At 68.9% G+C, this 20,180-nt stretch carries 12 protein-coding genes; 7 read left to right on the top strand and 5 right to left on the bottom strand.

Going from position 1 to position 20,180, the window contains the following annotated elements; genetic code table 11:
- Nucleotides 1–26 precede the first annotated feature (26 nt).
- Nucleotides 27–917: a 3-methyl-2-oxobutanoate hydroxymethyltransferase gene (gene panB, locus ACFXI3_RS16215; RefSeq protein WP_344288409.1), complete on the bottom strand. Its 891-nt coding sequence runs from the start codon at nt 915–917 to the stop codon at nt 27–29.
- A 295-nt stretch (nt 918–1,212) separates the two neighbouring features.
- Here panB and lysX point away from each other — a divergent pair, with 295 nt between their 5' ends.
- The 3 genes from lysX to ACFXI3_RS16200 all read left to right on the top strand — a co-directional run bounded on the left by lysX (nt 1,213) and on the right by ACFXI3_RS16200 (nt 6,379).
- Nucleotides 1,213–4,536 (top strand): bifunctional lysylphosphatidylglycerol synthetase/lysine--tRNA ligase LysX, encoded by a 3,324-nt coding sequence (lysX, locus tag ACFXI3_RS16210; RefSeq protein WP_378400158.1) that lies wholly within the window; start codon nt 1,213–1,215, stop codon nt 4,534–4,536.
- A 645-nt stretch (nt 4,537–5,181) separates the two neighbouring features.
- Nucleotides 5,182–5,790, top strand: coding sequence for a hypothetical protein (locus tag ACFXI3_RS16205; RefSeq protein WP_344288405.1), 609 nt, complete (start codon nt 5,182–5,184; stop codon nt 5,788–5,790).
- Nucleotides 5,791–5,797: 7 nt separating this feature from the next.
- Nucleotides 5,798–6,379, top strand: coding sequence for a DinB family protein (locus ACFXI3_RS16200; protein WP_344288403.1), 582 nt, complete (start codon nt 5,798–5,800; stop codon nt 6,377–6,379).
- 853 nt (nt 6,380–7,232) lie between these two features.
- Here ACFXI3_RS16200 and ACFXI3_RS16195 read toward each other — a convergent pair.
- The 3 genes from ACFXI3_RS16195 to secA2 all read right to left on the bottom strand — a co-directional run bounded on the left by ACFXI3_RS16195 (nt 7,233) and on the right by secA2 (nt 12,727).
- On the bottom strand, nt 7,233–7,766 hold the full coding sequence (locus ACFXI3_RS16195; protein WP_378400157.1) for a methylated-DNA--[protein]-cysteine S-methyltransferase: 534 nt from the start codon (nt 7,764–7,766) through the stop codon (nt 7,233–7,235).
- A 796-nt stretch (nt 7,767–8,562) separates the two neighbouring features.
- Nucleotides 8,563–10,284, bottom strand: a complete 1,722-nt coding sequence (locus ACFXI3_RS16190; RefSeq protein ID WP_378400156.1) for an NAD+ synthase — start codon at nt 10,282–10,284, stop codon at nt 8,563–8,565.
- A gap of 103 nt (nt 10,285–10,387) precedes the next feature.
- The gene (gene secA2, locus ACFXI3_RS16185) at nt 10,388–12,727 is read right to left on the bottom strand and encodes an accessory Sec system translocase SecA2 (protein WP_378400155.1); all 2,340 of its coding nucleotides are present in this window, start codon (nt 12,725–12,727) and stop codon (nt 10,388–10,390) included.
- A 100-nt stretch (nt 12,728–12,827) separates the two neighbouring features.
- Between secA2 and ACFXI3_RS16180 the strand changes: the two genes are divergently transcribed.
- Nucleotides 12,828–14,450 (top strand): alpha/beta hydrolase, encoded by a 1,623-nt coding sequence (locus tag ACFXI3_RS16180; RefSeq protein ID WP_378400154.1) that lies wholly within the window; start codon nt 12,828–12,830, stop codon nt 14,448–14,450.
- Nucleotides 14,451–14,501: 51 nt separating this feature from the next.
- Here ACFXI3_RS16180 and ACFXI3_RS16175 read toward each other — a convergent pair whose 3' ends face one another.
- A complete protein-coding gene (locus ACFXI3_RS16175; protein WP_344288393.1) occupies nt 14,502–15,137 on the bottom strand; it encodes an LppX_LprAFG lipoprotein in 636 nt (211 codons plus the stop codon).
- A 92-nt stretch (nt 15,138–15,229) separates the two neighbouring features.
- On the opposite strand from ACFXI3_RS16175, the gene ACFXI3_RS16170 reads away from it, so the two are divergent.
- The 3 genes from ACFXI3_RS16170 (at nt 15,230) to ACFXI3_RS16160 (ending at nt 19,548) form a co-directional block, all read left to right on the top strand.
- Nucleotides 15,230–16,510, top strand: a complete 1,281-nt coding sequence (locus tag ACFXI3_RS16170; RefSeq protein WP_378400153.1) for an MFS transporter — start codon at nt 15,230–15,232, stop codon at nt 16,508–16,510.
- Between the two features lie 64 nt (nt 16,511–16,574).
- A complete protein-coding gene (gene glnA, locus ACFXI3_RS16165; protein WP_344288388.1) occupies nt 16,575–17,918 on the top strand; it encodes a type I glutamate--ammonia ligase in 1,344 nt (447 codons plus the stop codon).
- Between the two features lie 43 nt (nt 17,919–17,961).
- Complete coding sequence (locus tag ACFXI3_RS16160; RefSeq protein ID WP_378400152.1) at nt 17,962–19,548, top strand: amidase; 1,587 nt, start codon at nt 17,962–17,964, stop codon at nt 19,546–19,548.
- The last annotated feature ends 632 nt before the right edge of the window (nt 19,549–20,180 follow it).

Genomic DNA, 20,180 nt, shown 5'->3' with positions numbered 1-20,180 from the left:
GCTCGCACCGGCACTCACGAGGCGACTCAGTGGAACGCGTGCTCGGGCGCGGGGAACTCGCCGCGCCGGACGTCCTCGGCGAACGCCGTCGCGGCACTCTGCAGCACCCCGGCGACGTCGGCGTACCGCTTCACGAACCGCGGCGCCTTGCCGCGGCGCAGCCCGGCCATGTCCTGCCAGACCAGCACCTGGGCGTCGCAGTCCGGGCCGGCTCCGATGCCGACCGTCGGGATCTTCAGCTCGTGCGTGACGCGCTTGGCCGCCTCTGCGGGCACCATCTCCATCACGACCGCGAACGCGCCGGCTTCCTGCAGGGCCAGCGCGTCGGCGAGCAGCTTCTCCGCCGCTTCGCCGCGCCCCTGCACCCGGTAGCCGCCGAGGTTGTGCTCGCTCTGCGGGGTGAAGCCGATGTGGCCCATGACCGGGATCCCGGCCGAGGTGAGCGCCTCGACGTGCGCCGCGAACCGGTGCCCGCCTTCGAGCTTGACCGCGTGCGCGCGGCCCTCCTTCATGAACCGGACGGACGTGGCCAGCGCCTGCTCCGGGGACAGCTGGTAGGAGCCGAATGGCAGATCGGCCACCACGAGCGCGCGTTTGGCCGCCCGGGTGACCGAGCGGACCAGCGGGAGCAGCTCGTCGACGGTGACCGGCAGCGACGTGTCGTAACCGAACACGTTGTTCGCCGCGGAGTCGCCGACCAGCAGCACGGGGATGCCCGCTTCGTCGAAAAGCTCGGCGGTATACATGTCGTAAGCGGTGAGCATGGGCCACGGTTCGCCGCGGTCCTTCAGCTCGCGCAGATGATGAATCCGGACTTTCCGAGGCTTGGCCGGGCCGGCGCCCGTCGCCGGGCCGGTTCCGTAAGGGGCGGCCACCTCGCCGGAGGCGCCGTCGGGTTGGGCAGACTGGGCAGACATCGTCGTCGACCGTCCTTCCCTCGAGGCCTCGCTGAGGTCCCCGGGTCGTGGAGTCAGTACCGGACACAGCGTGACACGCGCGCGGGAGGGCCCCAAGGTCGTGCGACCAGCTTCACACGGCCGGGTAGCGACAACCGTTTTGCCTCCTGTGACGTCTTGATAGGCATCGGACCGATATGCGTCCGGTGGTGAGAAAGTCCGGCGCCTCCCTCCAACCGGCAGCGCCGCAAGAAAGCCCGGCTGCCGCCCCACCACCTCCCTCAACGGAGCGGCGGAGCCGCACGGAAAGGATCCAATGGGAACCCCAGTGAGCGCCCGCCCGCGCAGCCTCGGCTGGAAGGCCCGCGCCGGCGGTCTCGTGGCCACTGTCGTGCAGCTCGCGGCGATCTTTTCGATCGTGCTGCTGCTCGCCGGCGGACGGCACGGGCACCTGCTGAACGGCATCGACATGGCCTTCGGCGCGGTGAGCGTGCCGACCAGTTCGAGCCTGGTGATCGTGCTGCTGCTCGTGGTGCTCGGGGCGGCGCTGCGCAGGCGCAAGAAGGCCGCGCTGTACGTGCTGGTGCTGTTCCAGGTCGCCGGCCTGGTGACCACGCTGGTCCTGCAGGCGCTGCTGCTGTGGGCTCCCGACCTGCTGACTCTCACTGCCCGCCAAATGCGGCACATCCCGACGCAGGTGGGCGCGCTCGCGGTCGCCGACGTCATCTCGATCCTGCTGATCGTGTTCCTCCTGTCGCTGCGTCCCGCGTTCCCCGCCCGGCTCGCGCCCGGCGCCTGGTGGAACGGCCTTTCCGTGCTGTTCGTCGGGTTCCTCGCGGTGATCGTGTGCGGCTGGGCACTCACCGAGGTATTCCCGGGCAGCCTTGGCGACGCGTGGGAGCGGTTCGCCTGGGTGGTCAACCACGCCACCGGCGAGAACCTGCAGCTGCGCCGCATCGGCGTCGGCGAGGGGCCGGCATGGATCGACGTCGTCCTCGACCTCGGCGCGACCTTCGTGTCCACTGCCGCGCTGTACACGCTCTTCCGCGGCGTACGCAGCCGTCGCATTCGGACAGACGACGAAGAGCTGCAGTTGCGTCGTCTGCTGGGCGAGTACGGCGAGGACGACTCTCTCGGCTACTTCGCCACGCGTCGCGACAAGAGCGTCATGTTCGCGCCCAACGGCCGCGCCGCGGTGACGTACCGCGTGCTCGCCGGCACCACAGTGGCGAGTGCGGACCCGATCGGCGACCCCGACGCGTGGCCGGACGCTGTGCAGGCGTGGCTCCACGAAGCGCGTACGTACGGCTGGACGCCAGGCGTGCTCGGCGCGAGCGAGAAGGGCGCGAAGGCGTACGCCGCGGCGGGGCTGCGCGCGCTGCAGATCGGCGACGAAGCGGTCCTCGACGTCCGAGAGTTCTCTCTTACCGGTCCTGAGCGGAAGTCCGTGCGACAGGCGGTGAAACGGATCCAGCGCGCCGGGTACACCGCGCAGGTCCGTCGGCACAGCGAAATCCCCGAAGACGAGATGGTGCAGCTGCTCGCCCGCGCGCAGCAGTGGCGGGTCGACGAGACCGAGCGTGGCTTCTCGATGGCGCTCGGCCGTCTCGGCGACCCGAGCGACGGCCGCAGCGTGATGGTCGAGGCGTACGACGCTCGCGGCGAACTGCGCGGCCTGCTGTCGTTCGTGCCGTGGGGCCGCCGGGGCCTCTCGCTCGACTTGATGCGCCGTGACCGGGACGCCGAAAACGGGCTCAACGAGTTCATGGTCGCCGAGGTCGTCGCGGCCGCGCAGCATGTCGGCGCGCAGCGGATCTCGCTGAACTTCGCGATGTTCCGTGCGGTGTTCTCCGAAGGAGAGCGCATCGGCGCCGGGCCGGTGCTGCGTGCGTGGCGTGCGGTGCTCGGTGTCGCGTCGCGGTTCTTCCAGCTGGAATCGCTGTACCGGTCCAACGCCAAGTACGGCCCGGAGTGGGAACCGCGCTTCCTCTGCTACTCCTCGGCGCGGCGGCTTCCGCGGGTCGGCATCGTCGCGGGCGCACTGGAGGGCTTCGTGCCCACCGGACGCGCGCGTTCGCTGCGACTGGAGAACGTGGGGGAGGACTTCGTCGCACAGGTCCGGCGCATCGACGAGGAAGCGGCGCAGGTCGTGCCGCGGCCCAAGCGGCGTCCGGAACAGGTGCGCGTGCGAGTGGCCAAAGTGGACAAACTGCGGGAACTCGGAGTGGACCCGTATCCCGTCGGCTTCTCCCGCGAAGACCAGCTCGGCGACATCGTGCACACGTTTTCCGGGCTGGAACCGGATTCCCACACCGGAAAACGCGTCCGGGTAGCCGGGCGAGTGCTGGCCCTGCGCACTCTCGGCGGCCTGTGTTTCGCCCGGATCAAGGACTTCTCCGGCGAACTGCAGCTGATGCTCGACGCGAAGGTCCTCGACCTCACCGGCTGGCGCACCGGCGTAGACCTTGGCGACCACGTCGGCGTGAGCGGCGAGGTGATCACGTCCCGCCGAGGCGAGCTGTCGGTGCTGGTGGACGAATGGACCGTCACCGCGAAGTGCCTGCATCCGTTGCCGGACAAGCGAAAGGGCCTCACCGACCCGGAGACGCGAGTCCGTCAGCGCTACCTGGACCTGGCGGTCAACCCAGACTCCGCGAACATGCTGCGCCTGCGCTCGACGGTCGTCCGCGCCGTCCGCGAACGCCTGCACCAGGGCGACTTCCTCGAGGTCGAAACCCCGATGCTGCAGACCATTCACGGCGGCGCCAACGCGCGGCCGTTCGTCACGCACATCAACGCCTACGACATGCGGATGTACCTGCGGATCGCCCCGGAGCTGTACCTGAAGCGCCTGTGCGTGGCCGGCGTCGAGCGGGTTTTCGAGCTGAACCGGAACTTCCGCAACGAGGGCGTGGACGCGACCCACAACCCGGAATTCACGATGCTGGAGGCGTACCAGGCGTACGCGGACTACAACGCTATGCGCCACCTGATGCGCGATCTGATCCAGTACGCCGCCGAAGCCGCGTACGGCGCACAGATCGTGCGACGCCCCGACGCCAACGGCCGCGTCGTCGAACACGACATCTCCGGCGACTGGCCCGTGATCCCCGTGCACAAGGCCGTGTCGGACGCCCTCGGCGAGGAAATCGACTCCCGCACGCCCATCGCCACCTTGCGGAAACTGTGCGCCGCCGCCGGAGTTCCCGTGCCCGAGGAAGCCAGCGCAGGCGACCTGGTCCTTAAGGCGCACGAGCACCTGGTGGAGGGTTCGACGGTGCTGCCGACCTTCTACACGGACTACCCGACCGAGGTCTCCCCGCTGACCCGCCAGCACCGCACGGACCCGCTCCTGGCCGAACGCTGGGACCTGATCGCGTTCGGCTCGGAAGTCGGGACCGCGTACACGGAGCTGACCGACCCGCTAGAGCAGCGTCGCCGGTTGGAGGCACAGTCGTTGCGCGCGGCGAGCGGGGATGTCGAGGCGATGGAGCTGGACGAGGACTTTCTGCTGGCGCTGGAACACGGAATGCCGCCGACCGGCGGCTTGGGCCTCGGAGTGGACCGGCTGCTGATGATGCTGAGCGGAACGTCGATTCGGCAGACAGTGCTGTTCCCGTTCGTCCGTCCGCAGGGGTGAGGTTTCGGGCCTTGACCCTGGCTGCGGTGACCGCTGGGCCTATTGCTTCCGCTGACTTGCTTTCGGCGCTCGGGGACGCACCCCCGGCTGTCTGCCCTCGGTGTCGGCGACCTAGTGCCCAGCTGGCCACCCGATGCGATTCGTGGTCGCAGGTGCCTCGCCGCTGCCATCGACTCGGCGGATGTCGGCAATCGCGGACACGGTGCCGCCTGCGCCCGACCGCAGGCGCATCCCGTCTGCGGATCACCGGACGCCTAGTCATCGCCCGCGGCCAGCCGCCCGGTCGTCCCAGCGACCAGCCTCGTGAGTGCCCTGCGCCCAGCCTCGTGGGCGCTGCCCTGCGGCCAGCCGCCAAAAAACCCGCAGCCTGGCCGGCTTCGCGTCATCCCCTCACCGCATCCGGCCGGACGCTGCTTGCCCTCGTTGTCCCTGGCCGAATGCCGCTTGCCCAGTGGCCCCGGCCGAATCCCGAGCATCCCTCACGTTCGAGGCAGGTATTGGCAACACGCCAACCATGATCCGGTAGCCTCCCCCAGGGATTCGGTGCGTGAGTTCGTGGTAGCGGATGGTGTCCGGAACCTCCGGTAAGTCACGGGTGTGACACCATCCGGCACTTCGTCGCAGAGATTCGCTTAGGGTGGGCAAGTGCGTGCTGCGCGGGTGGCTTTGATAGTCCTGCTCGGACTGGGTTTGGCGGGATATTCCGCGTGGCTGCTGGAGTTCTTCCTGCAGACCGGGGTGTCGCCGACCGAGCAGCCGGTCTGGGATCTGTTCCGCGCGCAACCGGTCTTCCAGATCGCGACGGGGATCGGCGGCCTGGCCTTTTTCTTCACCGGCCCCGCCCTGATGCGGCTCGCGCCCGCGCACTGGAGCGGCAGGCTGACGTCAGTTTCGGTGTCGGTGTTCGGGATCGTGCTGATGGTGTGCGCCGGGGTCCCGGAGACTGTGGTGACGCCGAACCTGCTGAGCGCGGCCGTCGCCGTCGGGGCGTTCAGCCTGGTCTTCTGGTGGCCGTCCGGGTGGCGAGCCTGTGCCGTGGGCTGCCTGGTGGTGGTGCTGGTCGCGTGGGCGCTGGTGGTGGCGTCGACGCTGGCCGGGCACTTGGAGGGCGTGTTCACCCGGGTGCAACTGGTGGTGCACGCGGCGCAGGTCGTGATCGGCGGCGCGTACGTCGTGCAGACCCCGGTTCCGGTCCGCGGCCGAAAATTGTCGGTGGCGGGTGCGATGCTGCGGAGCAACAGACACCGGAAGTGAGGCCCCCATGGCTGGCAAAGTCTCCCCAACCCCTGACGAACGCGGCGGTTTGCTCGGTTTCCTGGCCCAGCAGCGGCAAGCGATGAAGACCGCCGCGTACGGCCTGACCGACGATCAGGCGCGCGCCGTGCCCAGCGCGAGCGCCCTGAGCGTGGGCGGGCTGCTGAAACACGTGTCGTCCACCGAAAGCGGCTGGATCGACCACGTGCTGCGCATCCCGCCGAAGCCCTTCGCCGAAAGCATGGCGACCTACCAGGAAAACTACCGCCTCGGCCCGGACGAGACGCTGGAGTCGGCGATCGCGGCCTACGACGAAGTCGCCGCCCGCACCGAAGAGGTCATCGCCGGCATCGAGGACCTGAACCAGGAAGTCCCGGTCCCGAAAGACGTGCCCTGGTTCCCGGACGACGTGTCGGCCTGGTCGGTCCGCTGGGTGCTGCTGCACCTGATCGAGGAAACCGCCCGCCACGCCGGCCACGCCGACATCGTCCGCGAGTCCCTGGACGGTGCCACGGCCATGCCCCTGCAAGCCGCCGCGGAGGGCTGGCCGGAGACGGACTGGCTGAAGCCGTGGAAACCGGCGGAATGAGCCGAGTTTTCGCTGGTTACGCGCCCGGTTAGCCGCCGTGGTTGAGCCCAGCCGAGGTGGGTTGGCTGGGCGAGGTTGGCTGATTAGCCGTATCGGATGGGTTGGGTGAGTTGGTCTGGCTTGAGGTTGGACTGGTTGGTTAGCCGTGGCGGTTGGGTTAGGTGGGTCGGTTTGGCTGGAGGTTGGGTTGACTGCTTGGCCGTGGCAGTTGGGCCAGGTGGGTCGGTCTGGCTGGAAGTCGGGTTGGCTGGTTAGCCGTGGCGGTTGGGCTGGGTGAGTTGGTCTGGCTTGAGGTCGGGTTGGCTGGTTGGCCGTGACGGGTGAGCCAGGAGCCTTGGATTCGCTGAAGGTTTGGGTCGGCTGGTTGGCCGTCCGGGTTGGGCTGGCGAGCTGGACTGGCTGGAGGTTGGGTCGGCTGGTTGGCCGTTACTGGTGAGCCAGGGCGTTGGGCTCGCTGAAGGTCACGTTGGCCGGTAGTCGCGACGAGGGGGCAAGGCGGACTTGACTGGCCTCAAGGTCGGGCCGCCCGATTAGCCGCAACGGCCGAGCTGGACCAGACGGCTTCGTCCCCAGCTGGTCGTGAGGAGGGATGCCGCTCGCTGCCACGGTCCGGCCGGTCGGCTAGCTGGGGCCAACGAGCTGCCGACCATGCGGCTTTGACTGCCTTCGCCCTGCGCCGGGCAAGTGAGTGCACTCGGTTGGAAACCCTGCGGCACTGGGGGTGCGGCTGGATTCCGGCCGAGTGCACCAAGGCTCCAGCCTGATCAAGCGGCTCCTGCCCGAGCAGCCAGGCAACACTCGAGAGACCCCGCCGATCAGCGGTCAAGGCAGACCAGTTTCCGCACCTGATCCGTCAGAACAATGTCGGTTCCTCCGGAAACGCCCCTTCGATCACCAGCATCCGCCGCTTAGTCTCGACCCCGCCCGGTGCCGAAAAGCCTCCGGTGTTCTTGCCCGCTCCCAAAACCCGGTGGCACGGCACGATGATCGGAAACGGATTGTTCCCCATCGCCTGCCCGACAGCCTGAGCTCCGCCCGGCGCACCCAGCTGATGCGCGATATCCCCGTACGTCAGAACTTTCCCCGGCGGAATAGCCCGCGCGACGTCGTACGCGCGCCGGTTGAAGTCCGGCACGTCCTGGTAATCCAACGGTGCCGCACGCAAATCGCGAGCCTCTCCCGACAGCAGCGCGACGACATCCTCCACCACCGCGCGAAGTTCCTCCGGCACCGGCGATTCCACCGCGTCCGGGAAGCGGGTCGCGAGGTGCGCGCGCGTCCGCTCGGCTGTACTTCCCGGCAGCGCGGTTCCGATCACCGCACCGTCCCGCCAAGCGAGGCCGCACGCCCCGATCGGGGTGTCGAACACCGTGTACCCAACCGTCATACCGCCCAGCGTACGACCCGGCACCGACAGAAACTGGCGAGAAAACGACACGACCCTAGAGCCGCGGCGAACCCGATCGCGCCCTCCACAACGGCGGCCGCGACCCGGGCAAGCCGATCGCGATCCTGGCTGAAGCCAAGCCTCAGCCAGTCGCACCGGAAGCCCGCCCGCCCGCCGCCGAAACCCGGCCAAGCCCGGAAATCCGCTCGGGACTTTCCCTTCCCGGCCAACGGCCTCCGCGACCCCGGCGAAGCTGGCAACCGCGGTCAGGACTCCATTCCCGCCACTCGCCTCGGAGCCTGGTGAAGCCGGAAGCTCCAGTCACGACCCTGCTCCGTCGCCCGGCTCTGAGGCCTGGCGAATGTGGAAGTTCCGGTCGGGATTCCCGTTCCCGCCGCTGGTCTCCGAGCACGCTCCGCGTGCAAGAAACCTGGCGAAGCCAGAAGACTCGGTCAGGACTCCGTTCCGCCGCCGAACTCCGAGGCATGACGAGGCTGGAAGCTCTGGTCGGGACTTCCGTTCCCGCCACTGGCCTCCGAGGCTCGGCGAAGCCGGAACCCGGTCAGGACTCCGTTCCGCTGCCGAACTCCGAGGCCTGGCGAAGCCGGAACCCCGGTGAGGGCTGCGTTCGGCTGCCGAGGGCCGATGCCTGGCGAAGCCGGAACCGGGTGAGGACTCCGTCCGCCGCCGAGCGCCGACGCCGGGCGAAACTGGAACCCCGATCAGGACCTCCGTTCCCCTCACCCCGGCTCCCGAAACCCGACCAAGCCGGACCCCCGGAACCCGAAACCCCCGGTCAGGATTTCCGTTCCCGCCACCCGTTCGTCATCGGAAGCCGTCGATCCCGGCCAAACGCCTTGAACGTGATCTTCGTGCCCGGCGGGTACTGCCGCCGCTTGTACTCCGCTCGGTCGACCAGTCGCACGACCCGGTCGATCGTTTCCGGGTCGAACCCGGCCTCGATCAGGTCCGCGTACCCGCGGTCGTTCTCGACGTAGTCGTCCAGGACGTCGTCCAGCAGCTCGTAATCCGGCAGCGAATCCGAGTCCTTCTGGTCCGGCCGCAGCTCCGCGGACGGCGGCTTCGTGATCGAGTTTTCCGGGATCGGCGGCGTTTCCCCGCGCTTGGCCGCTTCCTCGTTCCGCCACCGCGCCAGCTGCCACACGTGCGTCTTGAACAAGTCCTTGATCGGCGCGAACGCACCGACCGCATCGCCGTAAATGGTCGAGTAGCCGACGGCCAGCTCGGTCTTGTTGCCGGTCGCCAGCACCAGGTGTCCGTCCAAATTGGACAGCGCCATCAGCAGCATCCCGCGCACCCGCGCCTGGATGTTCTCCTCCGCGAGCCCGGTCAGCTGCAGCTGGTTCACATACACGTCAACCATGTCGCCGATCGGCTCGACCCGGTAGTGCGCGCCGATCCGCTCCGCCAAGTCGGAAGCGTCATCCCGCGAGTGCGAGGACGAGTACTTCGACGGCATCGAAACGCCGTACACGTTGTCCCCGCCGAGGGCGTCCGCCGCGAGGGCCGCGCAGACCGCCGAGTCGATTCCGCCGGAGAAGCCGAAGGTGACCGAAGAAAATCCGTTCTTGTGCACGTAATCGCGCAAACCGACGACCAGCGCCGACCACACCTCGGCCTCGTCCGACAGCGGTTCGCTGATCGTCGGAGCGACCAGCGGCGAGTACTCAACCAGCGGCGAGTCATTCAACACCCGCCGGTGCACTTCCAGCCCGTCGAAAGAGCCGGTGGCGGCAGCACCAGCGACAGGCAGGTCCAAGTCCAGCACCAGCAGGTGCTCCACGAACTGCGGAGCCCGCGCGAGCAGAGTCCCGTCCGCGCCGACCACCAGCGAGTCGCCGTCGAAGACCAGATCGTCCTGGCCGCCGACCTGGTTCGTGTACACCAGCGGCGCGCCCGCCTCGGCCGCTCGCCGGGCGATCAGCGGCAGCCGTTGTTCGTCCTTCGAGCGCTCGTACGGCGACGCGTTCGGCGCGACCACCAGGTCGACCCCGGCCTTGCCCAGCGCGGAGATCGGGCCGCCGTCCTGCCAGATGTCCTCGCAGATCACCATGCCGATGTCGACGCCGTGCAGCCGCAGCACCTCGAGTTCGGTGCCCGGTTTGAAGTACCGGTGCTCGTCGAACACGCCGTAGTTCGGCAGGTGGTGCTTGAACTGCCGGGCGACGACCTCGCCGCGGTACAGCGCCGCCGCGGCGTCGCGCGGGCCGATTTCGTCGTGATCCAGGTAGCCGACGTACGCGAGCACCTCGCCGCAGCCTGCCTCGTCGAGCCGGCGCGCCAGTTCGGTCACCGAGCGCCGGGACGCGTCGGCGAACGTGCGCCGGAGCGTGAGGTCCTCGACCGGGTAACCGGTTTGGGACATCTCCGGGAACACGACGACGTGCGCGCCCGCCTCGGCGGCCTTGCGGGTCCACTCGACGGTGAGCGCGGTGTTCCCGTCGATGTCGCCGACGGTGGTGTTGACCTGGGCCAGTGCGATGCGCAGTTGCGGCATGCCGCCATTCTGTCCCACCGCACCGACAGAAACTACGCAGAGGTGAGCCAGAGAACGGCGAAGGGCCCCTCACCCGCGGCGAGGGGCCCTTCGAAACGAGGAATCAGGACTTCTTCATCCGCATCATGCTGCGCACCTTCTTGACCGTCTGCTCGAAGTCCGAGTCGAACGGGTTGTCGTGCACCAAGTAAGTCCACGTCGTGTTCGCCCGCCGCACGCCGACCTCGGCGAGATCGAGCCCGTCGTCGGTGATCTCGGCTTCCTCGAGCGTCTTCGCCGACCGCGAGGCGGATTCGGCGATGATCTTGTGGAACTCCGGGATCGCCGCGCGGTGGAACTCGTCCAGCGGCGTCTCGCGGGCCAGCGCACGCAGGTGGATGCTCTCGCGCACGTCGGTGAGATACGCCAGGTGATCCGACCACAGCTGGTCGAGGTGGAACAGCCGGACCTCGCGGCACACCTGCTCGAGCCGCTCGGAGTCGTCCAGCTTTTCCTTCAGCTCGGCGAACTTCTCCGGCTGCGCCTTCTCCAGCTCCTCGGCCGCGAGCCCGGTGTGCAGCACCTTGTCGCGGTGTTCCAGCAGCTCGGCGCGCTGCCGCTCGATCAGCCGCGTGTAGCGCCAGGTGTTGCGGTGGATTTCCAGGTCGACGCCCTCGGCCACGCGCTGGGCGTGGTTGAGCTGCCGGTGCGCGGCCGGGTCGGTGATCTCGCCGGTCTCGGTGTCCGCGTCGATGCCGTCCGGCAGATCCGGCGCGTTCGACAGCACGAGGTCGTCGTTGAGGCTCGCGAAGAAGATCGCGCTGCCCGGGTCGCCCTGCCGTCCGGACCGGCCGCGCAGCTGCCCGTCGAGACGGCTCGACGGATACCGCGCGGTGCCGATCACGTGCAGGCCGCCCAGCTCGGCGACCTCCTCGCGGGTCGTGCCGTCGCTGCCGCCCAGCCGGATGTCGGTACCGCGACCGGCCATCTGCGTGGACACGGTGACCGCGCCCTTCTTGCCCGCCTCGGCGATGATCGCGGCCTCTTCGGCGTCGTTGCGCGCGTTCAGCACGACGCACGGCAGTTCGGCCTTCGCCAGCTTTTCCGCCAGCTCCTCGGACTCGGCGACGTCCTGGGTGCCGACGAGAATCGGCCGCCCGGTCTCGTGCACCGTGCGGATCTCCTCCTCGATCGCGCGCAGCTTCTGCGACGGCGAGGCGAAAACGCGGTCCTGCTGGTCCTCGCGCACGTTCGGGGTGTTCGGCGGGATCACCGCGACCTCGAGCTTGTAGAACTCGCGCAGCTGCTCGGCGACCGCGACGGCGGTACCGGTCATGCCCGCGACCTCGGGGTAGCGCGCGAGCAGCGCCTGCACGGTGATCGAGTCGAGAATCTCGCCCCGGTCAGTCGCGGTGACCTGCTCCTTCGCCTCGACCGCGGCCTGCAGGCCGTCCGGCCAGCGCTGCAGCTCGGCGACGCGGCCGCGGGCGGCGTTGATCAGCTGCACCTTGCCGTCGCGGACCAGGTAGTCGACGTCGCGGGTGAGCAGGGCGTGCGCGTGCAGGGCGACGTTCACCGCGGCGAGCCGGTCCGAACCGGACTCGTCGTACAGGTCGACGCCGCCGAGCGACTTCTCCACGACCGACGCGCCGGCGCTGGTCAGCCACGCGTTGCGGCCTTCGGAGTCGGTCTCGTAATGCAGGCCGAGCCGCAGCCGCCGGACGATCTTGGCGACCTCCTCGTCGGCGTCGTTGTGGTCGATCGAACCGGCCATGACCAGCGGCACGCGCGCCTCGTCGACCAGCACCGAGTCGGCCTCGTCGACGATCGCCACCTCGGGAGCCTTCTGCACCAGGTCGTCGGCGCTGGTCACCAGGCGGTCGCGCAGCACGTCGAAGCCGATTTCGGCGACCGCGCCGTAGGTGACCTCCTTGCCGTAGGCCTCCTTGCGCTCCTCCTTCGAATGCGCCGGTTCGACCCAGCCGACGGTGACGCCGAGCAGCTCGTACACCGGGCCCATCCACTCCGCGTCGCGGCGGGCGAGGTAGTCGTTGACCGTGACCACGTGCACCCGGCGGCCGCGCAGCGCGTACCCGGCTCCGGCGAGCGCGCCGGCGAGCGTCTTGCCCTCACCGGTCTCCATCTGCACGACGTGGCCGGTGAGCAGGCCCATGGTGCCGAGCAACTGCACGTCGAAGGCCCGCTCGCCGAGCTTGCGCCGGGCGGCCTCGCGGCCGAGCGCGCAGATCTCGATCAGCTGGCTGTCGGTGAACGAGGCGGCCCCGCCGATGGCGTCTCGCAGCTTGCCCGCGCGCTCGGTGAGCTCGGCGTCCTCGAGCTTCTCCAGCTCCGGTTCGAGCTTCTCGACGGCGGGCAGCAGCGCTTCGTAACGGGTCAGCTCGACGCTGCCCGGCCGCTGGATGATCCGGCGGAGCCGCTTGCCCACCCGGCTGATCAGTGCCACCCCTGGTCTCCTCGTGTCGATGTGTCTCCGGTCGCACCCCGCACTGCCCAACGCGCCGACGGTGCGTTCGAGTTCCGCGCCCGGATGGCACGATCAAACCGTGCCACGTCATCCCAGCGCCAGCCCGAAAGTCCATCCGTTCGTCGCGTTAGCGGCTGCCGGCCTGCTCGCGACCACGCTCGCGGCGTGCTCGTCGAAGCCCGACCAGGCCGCGCTCGCGCCGACGGTCGAATCGCACGCGCCGGTGGGCCCGGTGCCCGCCGGACTGGAGCGGTTCTACGGGCAGAGCGTGTCCTGGTCCGCGTGTGCACCCTACGCGACCTCGGACGACGCGCGATCCGCCTTCAAGGCGCAGGGAATCGAGTGCGGACGGCTCACGGTTCCGTTGAACTATGACAAACCGGACGGGCAGACGATCACCATCGGCGTGCTGCGGCACCGCGCGAGCGATCCGGGCGAGAAAATCGGTTCGCTCGTGGTGAACCCGGGCGGACCGGGCGCTTCGGGCATGGTCGCCGCGGCGGGCCTGATGGACCAGGTGTCGAAGTCCGATCTGGGCGACCGGTTCGACCTCGTCGGTTTCGACCCGCGCGGGATCGGGGCCAGCGAACCGCAGATCAAATGCCTGACCGGACCCGAACGCGACGCGGACCGCGCCGACGACAGCGAGACCGACGGTTCGCCTGCCGGCGTCGCGAAGCAGGAGACGGAACAGAAGGACTTCGCCGCGAAGTGCACACAGCGGACGAAGTACGGCGACGACATGCTCGCGCACGTCGGCACGCGCGACGTCGTTAAGGACATGGACGTGCTGCGAAGCGTCCTAGGCGACGAGAAGCTCACGTACCTCGGTTACTCGTACGGCACGCGCATCGGGTCCACGTACGCGGAGACCTTCCCGAAGAACGTGCGTGCGCTCGTTCTCGACGGCGCTGTCGACCCGACGCAGAGCCCGGAAGACTCGCTCGTCGCGCAGGGCCAGGGCTTCGGCGGAGCGTTCAACGAATTCGCGAAGTGGTGCGCGGCGCGTCAGGACTGCGCGCTCGGCCACGACCCCGCCGACGCGACGAAGCAGTTTCAGGACCTCACGCGCCGGTTGATCGACTTCCCCGTTCCGGTGGGCGACGGCCGCAAGCTGTCGTACGACGATGCGACCACTGGCGCCATACAGGCCCTCTACCAGCAGAATCTCTGGGAGTACCTGAACACGGGGCTGAACGAGCTGAGGCTGCAGCGCGGCACGACGCTGGAGAAACTGGCCGACATCTACAACGAGCGCAACCCGGACGGCACCTACGGCACCACGCAGGACGCCTTCATCGCGATCCGCTGCGTCGATGATCCTCGAGTCACCGATCCGAAGCAGATCCTCGAAGGCCAGGAGAAATACGTAAAGGCCGCGCCGTTCCTCGACGACGGCCGCAAAGCCAGCTCCGCTCGCGACGCGTGCGCGTTCTGGCCGGTGCCGAACACGTCGAAGCCGCATGAGCCGAACGTCGAGGGCCTGCCGAAGACTCTGACGATCTCGACCACGAATGACCCGGCGACGCCGTACCAGGCGGGCGTGAATCTCGCGAAGGCGTTGAAGGGTTCGCTGTTGACCTTCGAGGGGACGCAGCACACGGTGTTCCTGCAGGGCAACGCGTGCGTCGACAAGGCGGGGTCGGCGTACCTGATCGACGGCACGACGCCGCCGGACGGCACTCGCTGTAAGTCCAGCTGAGGTCGCGCTGGCTCGCGACGGTTGTGGCGGCGACGCCCGAGCCGGAGACCGCTAGGGCTGCTGATCCGTCAGCAGCACCTCGTACATCACCGGGCTGTCGCGCATTGTCGCCGGTGGCACCTGCAGCCACATCCGCGCGAAGCGGCGCGGTTCCGCCGCCGTCACCCAGATCTTCACGTTCACGTCCGCGTGGATCTGCGGTACCAGCGCCGCCGCGACAGCCTGGGGCACAGTTCCGCCGACGCGGTAGCCGTCGACGTGCTGGATCGTCTCGCGGATTTCGGTTTTCGGCTGCTGGAGCGAGCCGAGCAGACGGATCAGACCGCCGTGCGGACCGAGGAACCGGCTGACCGGGAAAGTCGTGGGACCGCTCGTTTCGCCACCCTTCGTGTCCTTGGCGGTCGCGGTGTGCCCGGAGACGGTGAACGAGAACGACCGATCGGTGAATTCCGCGCTGCCGCTCGCCTGCCCGCCGTTCTTGAGCGTCGCGTTGCCGACGAGCTTCGTCATCGGCAGGCCGGGCAGTACGCCATTGACGCCGACCGAGAAGTGCAGGCTGCGGACCTTGGAGAAGTTCTCCTTGGCGGCGGAGAGCAATCCGTCCGCCGCGGGCAAGGGGGGTGCCGCGGTGCAACCGCCGACCAGCCCGAGGAGCAGCAGCGCCGGCAGGACACGTCGGCTGAGCATGGCCGAGAGCCTACTTGGTTGGCCCGATCCTTTCGGATGGTGTCCTTCCGGCCACTGTCGACAGAGGTCCGAGCGCACCAGACTGACTGCTCGTGACCGTTGAGACTCGTCCTGCCCGCCGCCTGCACCGCGCCTGGTTCGTCGCGGCGGCCGCGTTCGTCGCCCTCCTCGCCGCCGCCGGCTTCCGCGCCGCGCCGGGTGTCCTGATCGATCCGCTGCACGAAGAATTCGGTTGGTCCCGCGCCACGATCGGCTCCGCCGTCTCGGTCAACCTCGTCCTATACGGCCTCTTCGCGCCCTTCGCCGCGGCGCTCATGGAGCGGTTCGGCATCCGCCGGGTCGCGGCTACCGCGCTGTGCGTCGTCGCGCTCGGCGCGGGCGGCACGGTCTTCATGAGCGCCAGCTGGCAGCTGATCCTCTGCTGGGGCGTGCTCGTCGGCCTCGGCACCGGCTCGATGGCGATGAGCTTCGCCGCGATGGTCGCGACGCGCTGGTTCGTCCGCCACCGCGGTGTCGTAACTGGCGTACTGACCGCCGCCGGAGCGACCGGTCAGCTGATCTTCCTGCCGTTGATCGCGTCGCTCGCGGTGGACGACGGCTGGCGGACTGCGTCCATGGTCATTGCCATCGCGGCTCTCGCGGTGGTCCCGGTCGTGCTGTTGGCCGTACGCGACCATCCTGCCGACGTCGGCACTGTCGCGTACGGAGCGCCCGAAGGCACCGAAGTCGAGCGCCCGGCCCCGAAGGTCGGCACTGTCCGCCGAGGGTCGACGGTGCTGTTCCAGGCCGCACGCACCCGCACGTTCTGGCTGCTCGCTATCGGGTTCGCCATCTGCGGGGCGACCACGAACGGGTTGGTCAGCACACACTTCGTCCCGGCCGCGCACGACCACGGCATGCCGCAGACGACCGCGGCGAGCCTGCTCGCGCTGGTCGGCGTCTTCGACGTGGTGGGAACGATCGCGTCGGGATGGCTCACCGACCGTGTCGACCCACGGATCCTGCTCGGCGTCTACTACGCGTTGCGGGGAGTTTCTCTCGCCCTGTTGCCGCAGCTGTTCACGAATTCGGTCCAGCCGAGCATGTGGGCGTTCATCCTCTTCTACGGCCTCGACTGGGTGGCGACCGTTCCGCCGACGGTCGCGCTCTGCATCCGCTCCTTCGGGGAAGCCGGGCCGATCGTGTTCGGCTGGGTCTTCGCCTGCCACCAGCTGGGCGCGGCGTTCGCGGCTTCCGCCGCCGGCGCGGTGCGCGACCAGCTCGGCGATTACGCGGTCGCCTGGTACGTCGCCGCCGGGCTCGCGGTCATCGCCTCGGTCGCGTCGCTGTCGATCACCCGGTCAAGCAAAACTCAGAAACCCCACCTCGCGTGAACCCGTCTCCGATGTGGGTGACCCGTGAAACATGGCGTTAACACGTGCTGGTTAGGGTTCGGCCATGGATCGCCAGCAGGAATTCGTGCTCCGCACTTTGGAAGAGCGCGACATCCGTTTCGTTCGCCTGTGGTTCACCGACGTGCTGGGATTTCTGAAGTCCGTCGCGGTCGCGCCCGCTGAACTGGAGGGCGCGTTCAGCGAGGGCATCGGGTTCGACGGCTCGGCCATCGAAGGCTTCGCACGCGTCTACGAGTCGGACATGGTCGCCAAGCCCGACCCGTCCACGTTCCAGGTGCTGCCGTGGGAGACCCCGGAGGGCGGCCCGTACTCCGCGCGGATGTTCTGCGACATCGCGATGCCCGACGGTTCGCCGTCCTGGGCCGACCCGCGGCACGTGCTGCGCCGCCAGCTGTCGAAGGCCAGCGAGGCCGGGTTCACCTGCTACGTGCACCCGGAGATCGAGTTCTTCCTGCTCGCCAACCTTCCCGACGACGGCAGCGAGCCCGAGCCCGCCGACAACGGCGGCTACTTCGACCAAGCCAGCCACGCCACCGCGACCCATTTCCGCCGGCACGCCATCGAGACCCTCGAGGCGATGGGCATCTCGGTCGAGTTCAGCCACCACGAGGGCGCGCCGGGCCAGCAGGAAATTGACCTTCGCTACGCCGACGCGCTGACCATGGCCGACAACGTGATGACGTTCCGTTACGTCGTCAAGGAGGTCGCGCTGACCCAGGGCGTGCGCGCGACCTTCATGCCGAAGCCGTTCACCGACCAGCCCGGCTCCGGCATGCACACCCACGTCAGCCTGTTCGAAGGCGACCGCAACGCGTTCTACGACGCGGAGGACCCGCACGAGCTTTCCGAGACCGGCAAGGCGTTCGTCGCCGGCGTCCTGCACTACGCCAAGGAAATCTCCGCCGTCACCAATCAGTGGGTCAATTCCTACAAACGGCTGATCAGCGGCAGCGAGGCTCCGACGACGGTGTCGTGGGGAAGGGCGAACCGCTCGGCGCTCGTGCGCGTGCCGATGTACTCGCCGGGCAAGGCGTCGTCGCGGCGCGTGGAGATCCGGACGCTCGATTCGGCGTGCAACCCGTACCTGGCCTACTCGGTGATACTGGCCGCGGGGCTGAAGGGCATCGAAAAGGGCTACGAGCTGCCGCCGCCCGCCGAGGACAACATCTGGCAGCTGTCGGACTCCGAACGCCGCGCCGCCGGTTACTCGCAGTTGCCGCAGAACCTCGGCGAGGCGCTTGCCGAGATGGAGAAGTCGGAACTGCTGCCGGAAGCGCTCGGCGAGCACGTTTACGACTTCTTCTTGCGCAACAAGCGGGTCGAGTGGGACAACTACCGGAGCGCGGTCACTCCGTACGAGCTCCGGACCCTGTTGCCGATGCTCTGACGGGCCCCCGGGCCGTGCTCCGACGTTGGGGAGGCATCGGAACATGGGAAAAAGACTGCCCGCCGTACTCGCCGCACTGGTCGCGGCGGCGGGCTTGGCCACCGCGCCGCCGGCGGTCGCGATGCAGGATGAACCCGCGGTCGACGCGGCGGGCCTGCACTTCGACCTCGACCGCGCCGACATCCCGTTCCTGCAGCACCGGATGGCGACCGGTCAGCTCACTCCGACCCGGCTGACCAGCGCGTACCTCGCCCGGATCCGGGTGCTCGACCCGAAGGTCAACGCCGTCCTCGCGCTCAACCCGGCCGCGCTCGCGCAAGCCGCGGCCAGCGACCTCCGGCACCGGACCGGCCGCACCCGCGGTCCGCTCGACGGGATCCCGGTGCTGGTCAAGGACAACGTCGACACCCACGACCAGCAGACCACCGCCGGTTCGCGGGCGCTGCGGAGCCGTCCGGCGAAGGACGCCACGCTGATCACCCGGCTGCGCGATGCGGGAGCGGTGATCCTCGGCAAGGCGAACCTGTCCGAATGGGCCAACTTCCGCGCCGCGAAGCCGACTTCCGGCTGGTCCGGCGTCGGCGGGCAGACCAACAACCCGTACGTCCTGGACCACAACCCGTGCGGGTCGTCCGCCGGCTCCGCGGCGGGCGTCGCCGCGTCGCTCGCGCAGGTCGCGATCGGCAGCGAGACCGACGGGTCGATCGTGTGCCCGGCCGGGATGACCGCGACCGTCGGCCACAAACCGAGTCTCGGGCTCGTCAGCCGCACCGGCGTCGTGCCGATCTCCGCGGAACAGGACACGGCGGGACCCATCGCGCGCAACGTCGTCGACACCGCGCTGACCCTCTCGGTGCTGCAGGGTCGCGACCCGTCCGACCCGGCCACCCTGCGCTACCCGCAGACCCAGCCGACCGACTACGCGAAACTCCTCCGCCCCGGCGTCCTGCGCGGCGCCCGGATCGGCCTGTGGCGGCTGCCGGTGCTCGGCCCGGACACGGACGCCGTGGTCAGCAAGACGAAAGCCTCGCTGGAACGCGCCGGGGCGACGGTCGTCGAGGTGACCCTGCCATACCAGGACCGGCTCTCGGCGCTGGAGTTCCCGGCGCTGCTGACCGAGTTCCACCGGGACATCGACGCCTACCTCGCCACGCGCCCCACCGGCCCGCGGAACCTGGCGGACCTCATCGCGTACAACCGCGCTGACCCGCTGGAACGCACCTGCTTCGCTGGCCAGGAACTGTTCGAGCAGGCGCTCGCCGCGCCCGGCCCGCAGGATCCGACCTACCTGAAGAACCGGGCCGAGCTGCAGGACCTGTCGCGCCGGTCGCTGGACGAGACCCTCGCGAAGTACGACCTGGACGCCATCGCGTCGCCGACGAACCCGCCGGCTTGGAAGACGGACTGCAAGGTCGGCGACAACGACGTGATCCCGTCCTCGACCCCGGCCGCGGTGGCGGGGTACCCGGCCGTCACCGTCCCGGCCGGTTCGGTCGGATCGCTGCCGGTGGGGATTTCGTTCATGGGCGGACAGTGGAGCGACGGGAAGATGCTCGCGCTGGCCGCGGACTACACGCGGGTCGCACCGGCTCGGGTTCCGCCTCGATACCTGCCCCGGTTGCCTGGGTAAGCCTTTCGGGGTGATGGCTTGTCGGCCGCCGGTCAGTGCACTGCACTGGCCGGCGGCTTTCGTTTTCGGCAGGTGCCGCTGCGGATCAGTGGGCCTGGGCAGCTGGCTGACCTGCGTAATCGGGTTGCGCGGGCGGCCGCGAAGGGGTGGACTTGGGCTGGTTCGAGGGCGGCCGGGCGGAGACCTGGGTCACTCGGGGGCTCTCCGGAGCCCGTCCGAGCGCCTGCGAACCGGTCGAATCGGCCCGCTGTCAAGGCTCTGACCAGCGTCGATGCCGTTAAGTGACCCCCCTGTTTTCGGGTGGTTGGAAGGCATGTAATCTTCTCTTCGTCGCCAGGAACACCGGGCCGGCGGGGCCGAAAGCCTCACCGACCAGGAGCCAGGGCCGAGCGGGTTGACACCGCGAAACGGACCAGGTAATGTTCAGCGTCGGCCCACGAGCGGCCGCCGACTCCCTACGACTAGCTTGTAGGTACCGGCATGCTCGACCAAAAGCTTGAAATAACGCATCGAGTTTGGCCTGGTTGATTCCGGGGCTGGTTCGGGGTGTGTTGCTTGAGAACTCAACAGTGTGCTAGTGAACTAAGCCAGTAGAGCTTATATGAAACCCCCTCGTCGGGGTTTCCTTTGAG

It is taken from the genome of Amycolatopsis sp. NPDC059235, from assembly GCF_042754125.1.
GTDB lineage: Bacteria > Actinomycetota > Actinomycetes > Mycobacteriales > Pseudonocardiaceae > Amycolatopsis > Amycolatopsis albidoflava.
The sequence above is the reverse complement of the archived record's forward strand: the minus strand, read 5'-3'. Positions and strand labels throughout refer to the sequence as shown.

What these genes read in the sequence shown, in the direction of transcription:
- panB (WP_344288409.1), bottom strand. Translation starts at nt 917, where the DNA reads ATGTCTGCCCAGTCTGCCCAACCCGACGGCGCCTCCGGCGAGGTGGCC.
- lysX (WP_378400158.1), top strand. Translation starts at nt 1,213, where the DNA reads ATGGGAACCCCAGTGAGCGCCCGCCCGCGCAGCCTCGGCTGGAAGGCC.
- ACFXI3_RS16200 (WP_344288403.1), top strand. Translation starts at nt 5,798, where the DNA reads ATGGCTGGCAAAGTCTCCCCAACCCCTGACGAACGCGGCGGTTTGCTC.
- ACFXI3_RS16195 (WP_378400157.1), bottom strand. Translation starts at nt 7,766, where the DNA reads ATGACGGTTGGGTACACGGTGTTCGACACCCCGATCGGGGCGTGCGGC.
- ACFXI3_RS16190 (WP_378400156.1), bottom strand. Translation starts at nt 10,284, where the DNA reads ATGCCGCAACTGCGCATCGCACTGGCCCAGGTCAACACCACCGTCGGC.
- ACFXI3_RS16175 (WP_344288393.1), bottom strand. Translation starts at nt 15,137, where the DNA reads ATGCTCAGCCGACGTGTCCTGCCGGCGCTGCTGCTCCTCGGGCTGGTC.
- glnA (WP_344288388.1), top strand. Translation starts at nt 16,575, where the DNA reads ATGGATCGCCAGCAGGAATTCGTGCTCCGCACTTTGGAAGAGCGCGAC.
- ACFXI3_RS16160 (WP_378400152.1), top strand. Translation starts at nt 17,962, where the DNA reads ATGGGAAAAAGACTGCCCGCCGTACTCGCCGCACTGGTCGCGGCGGCG.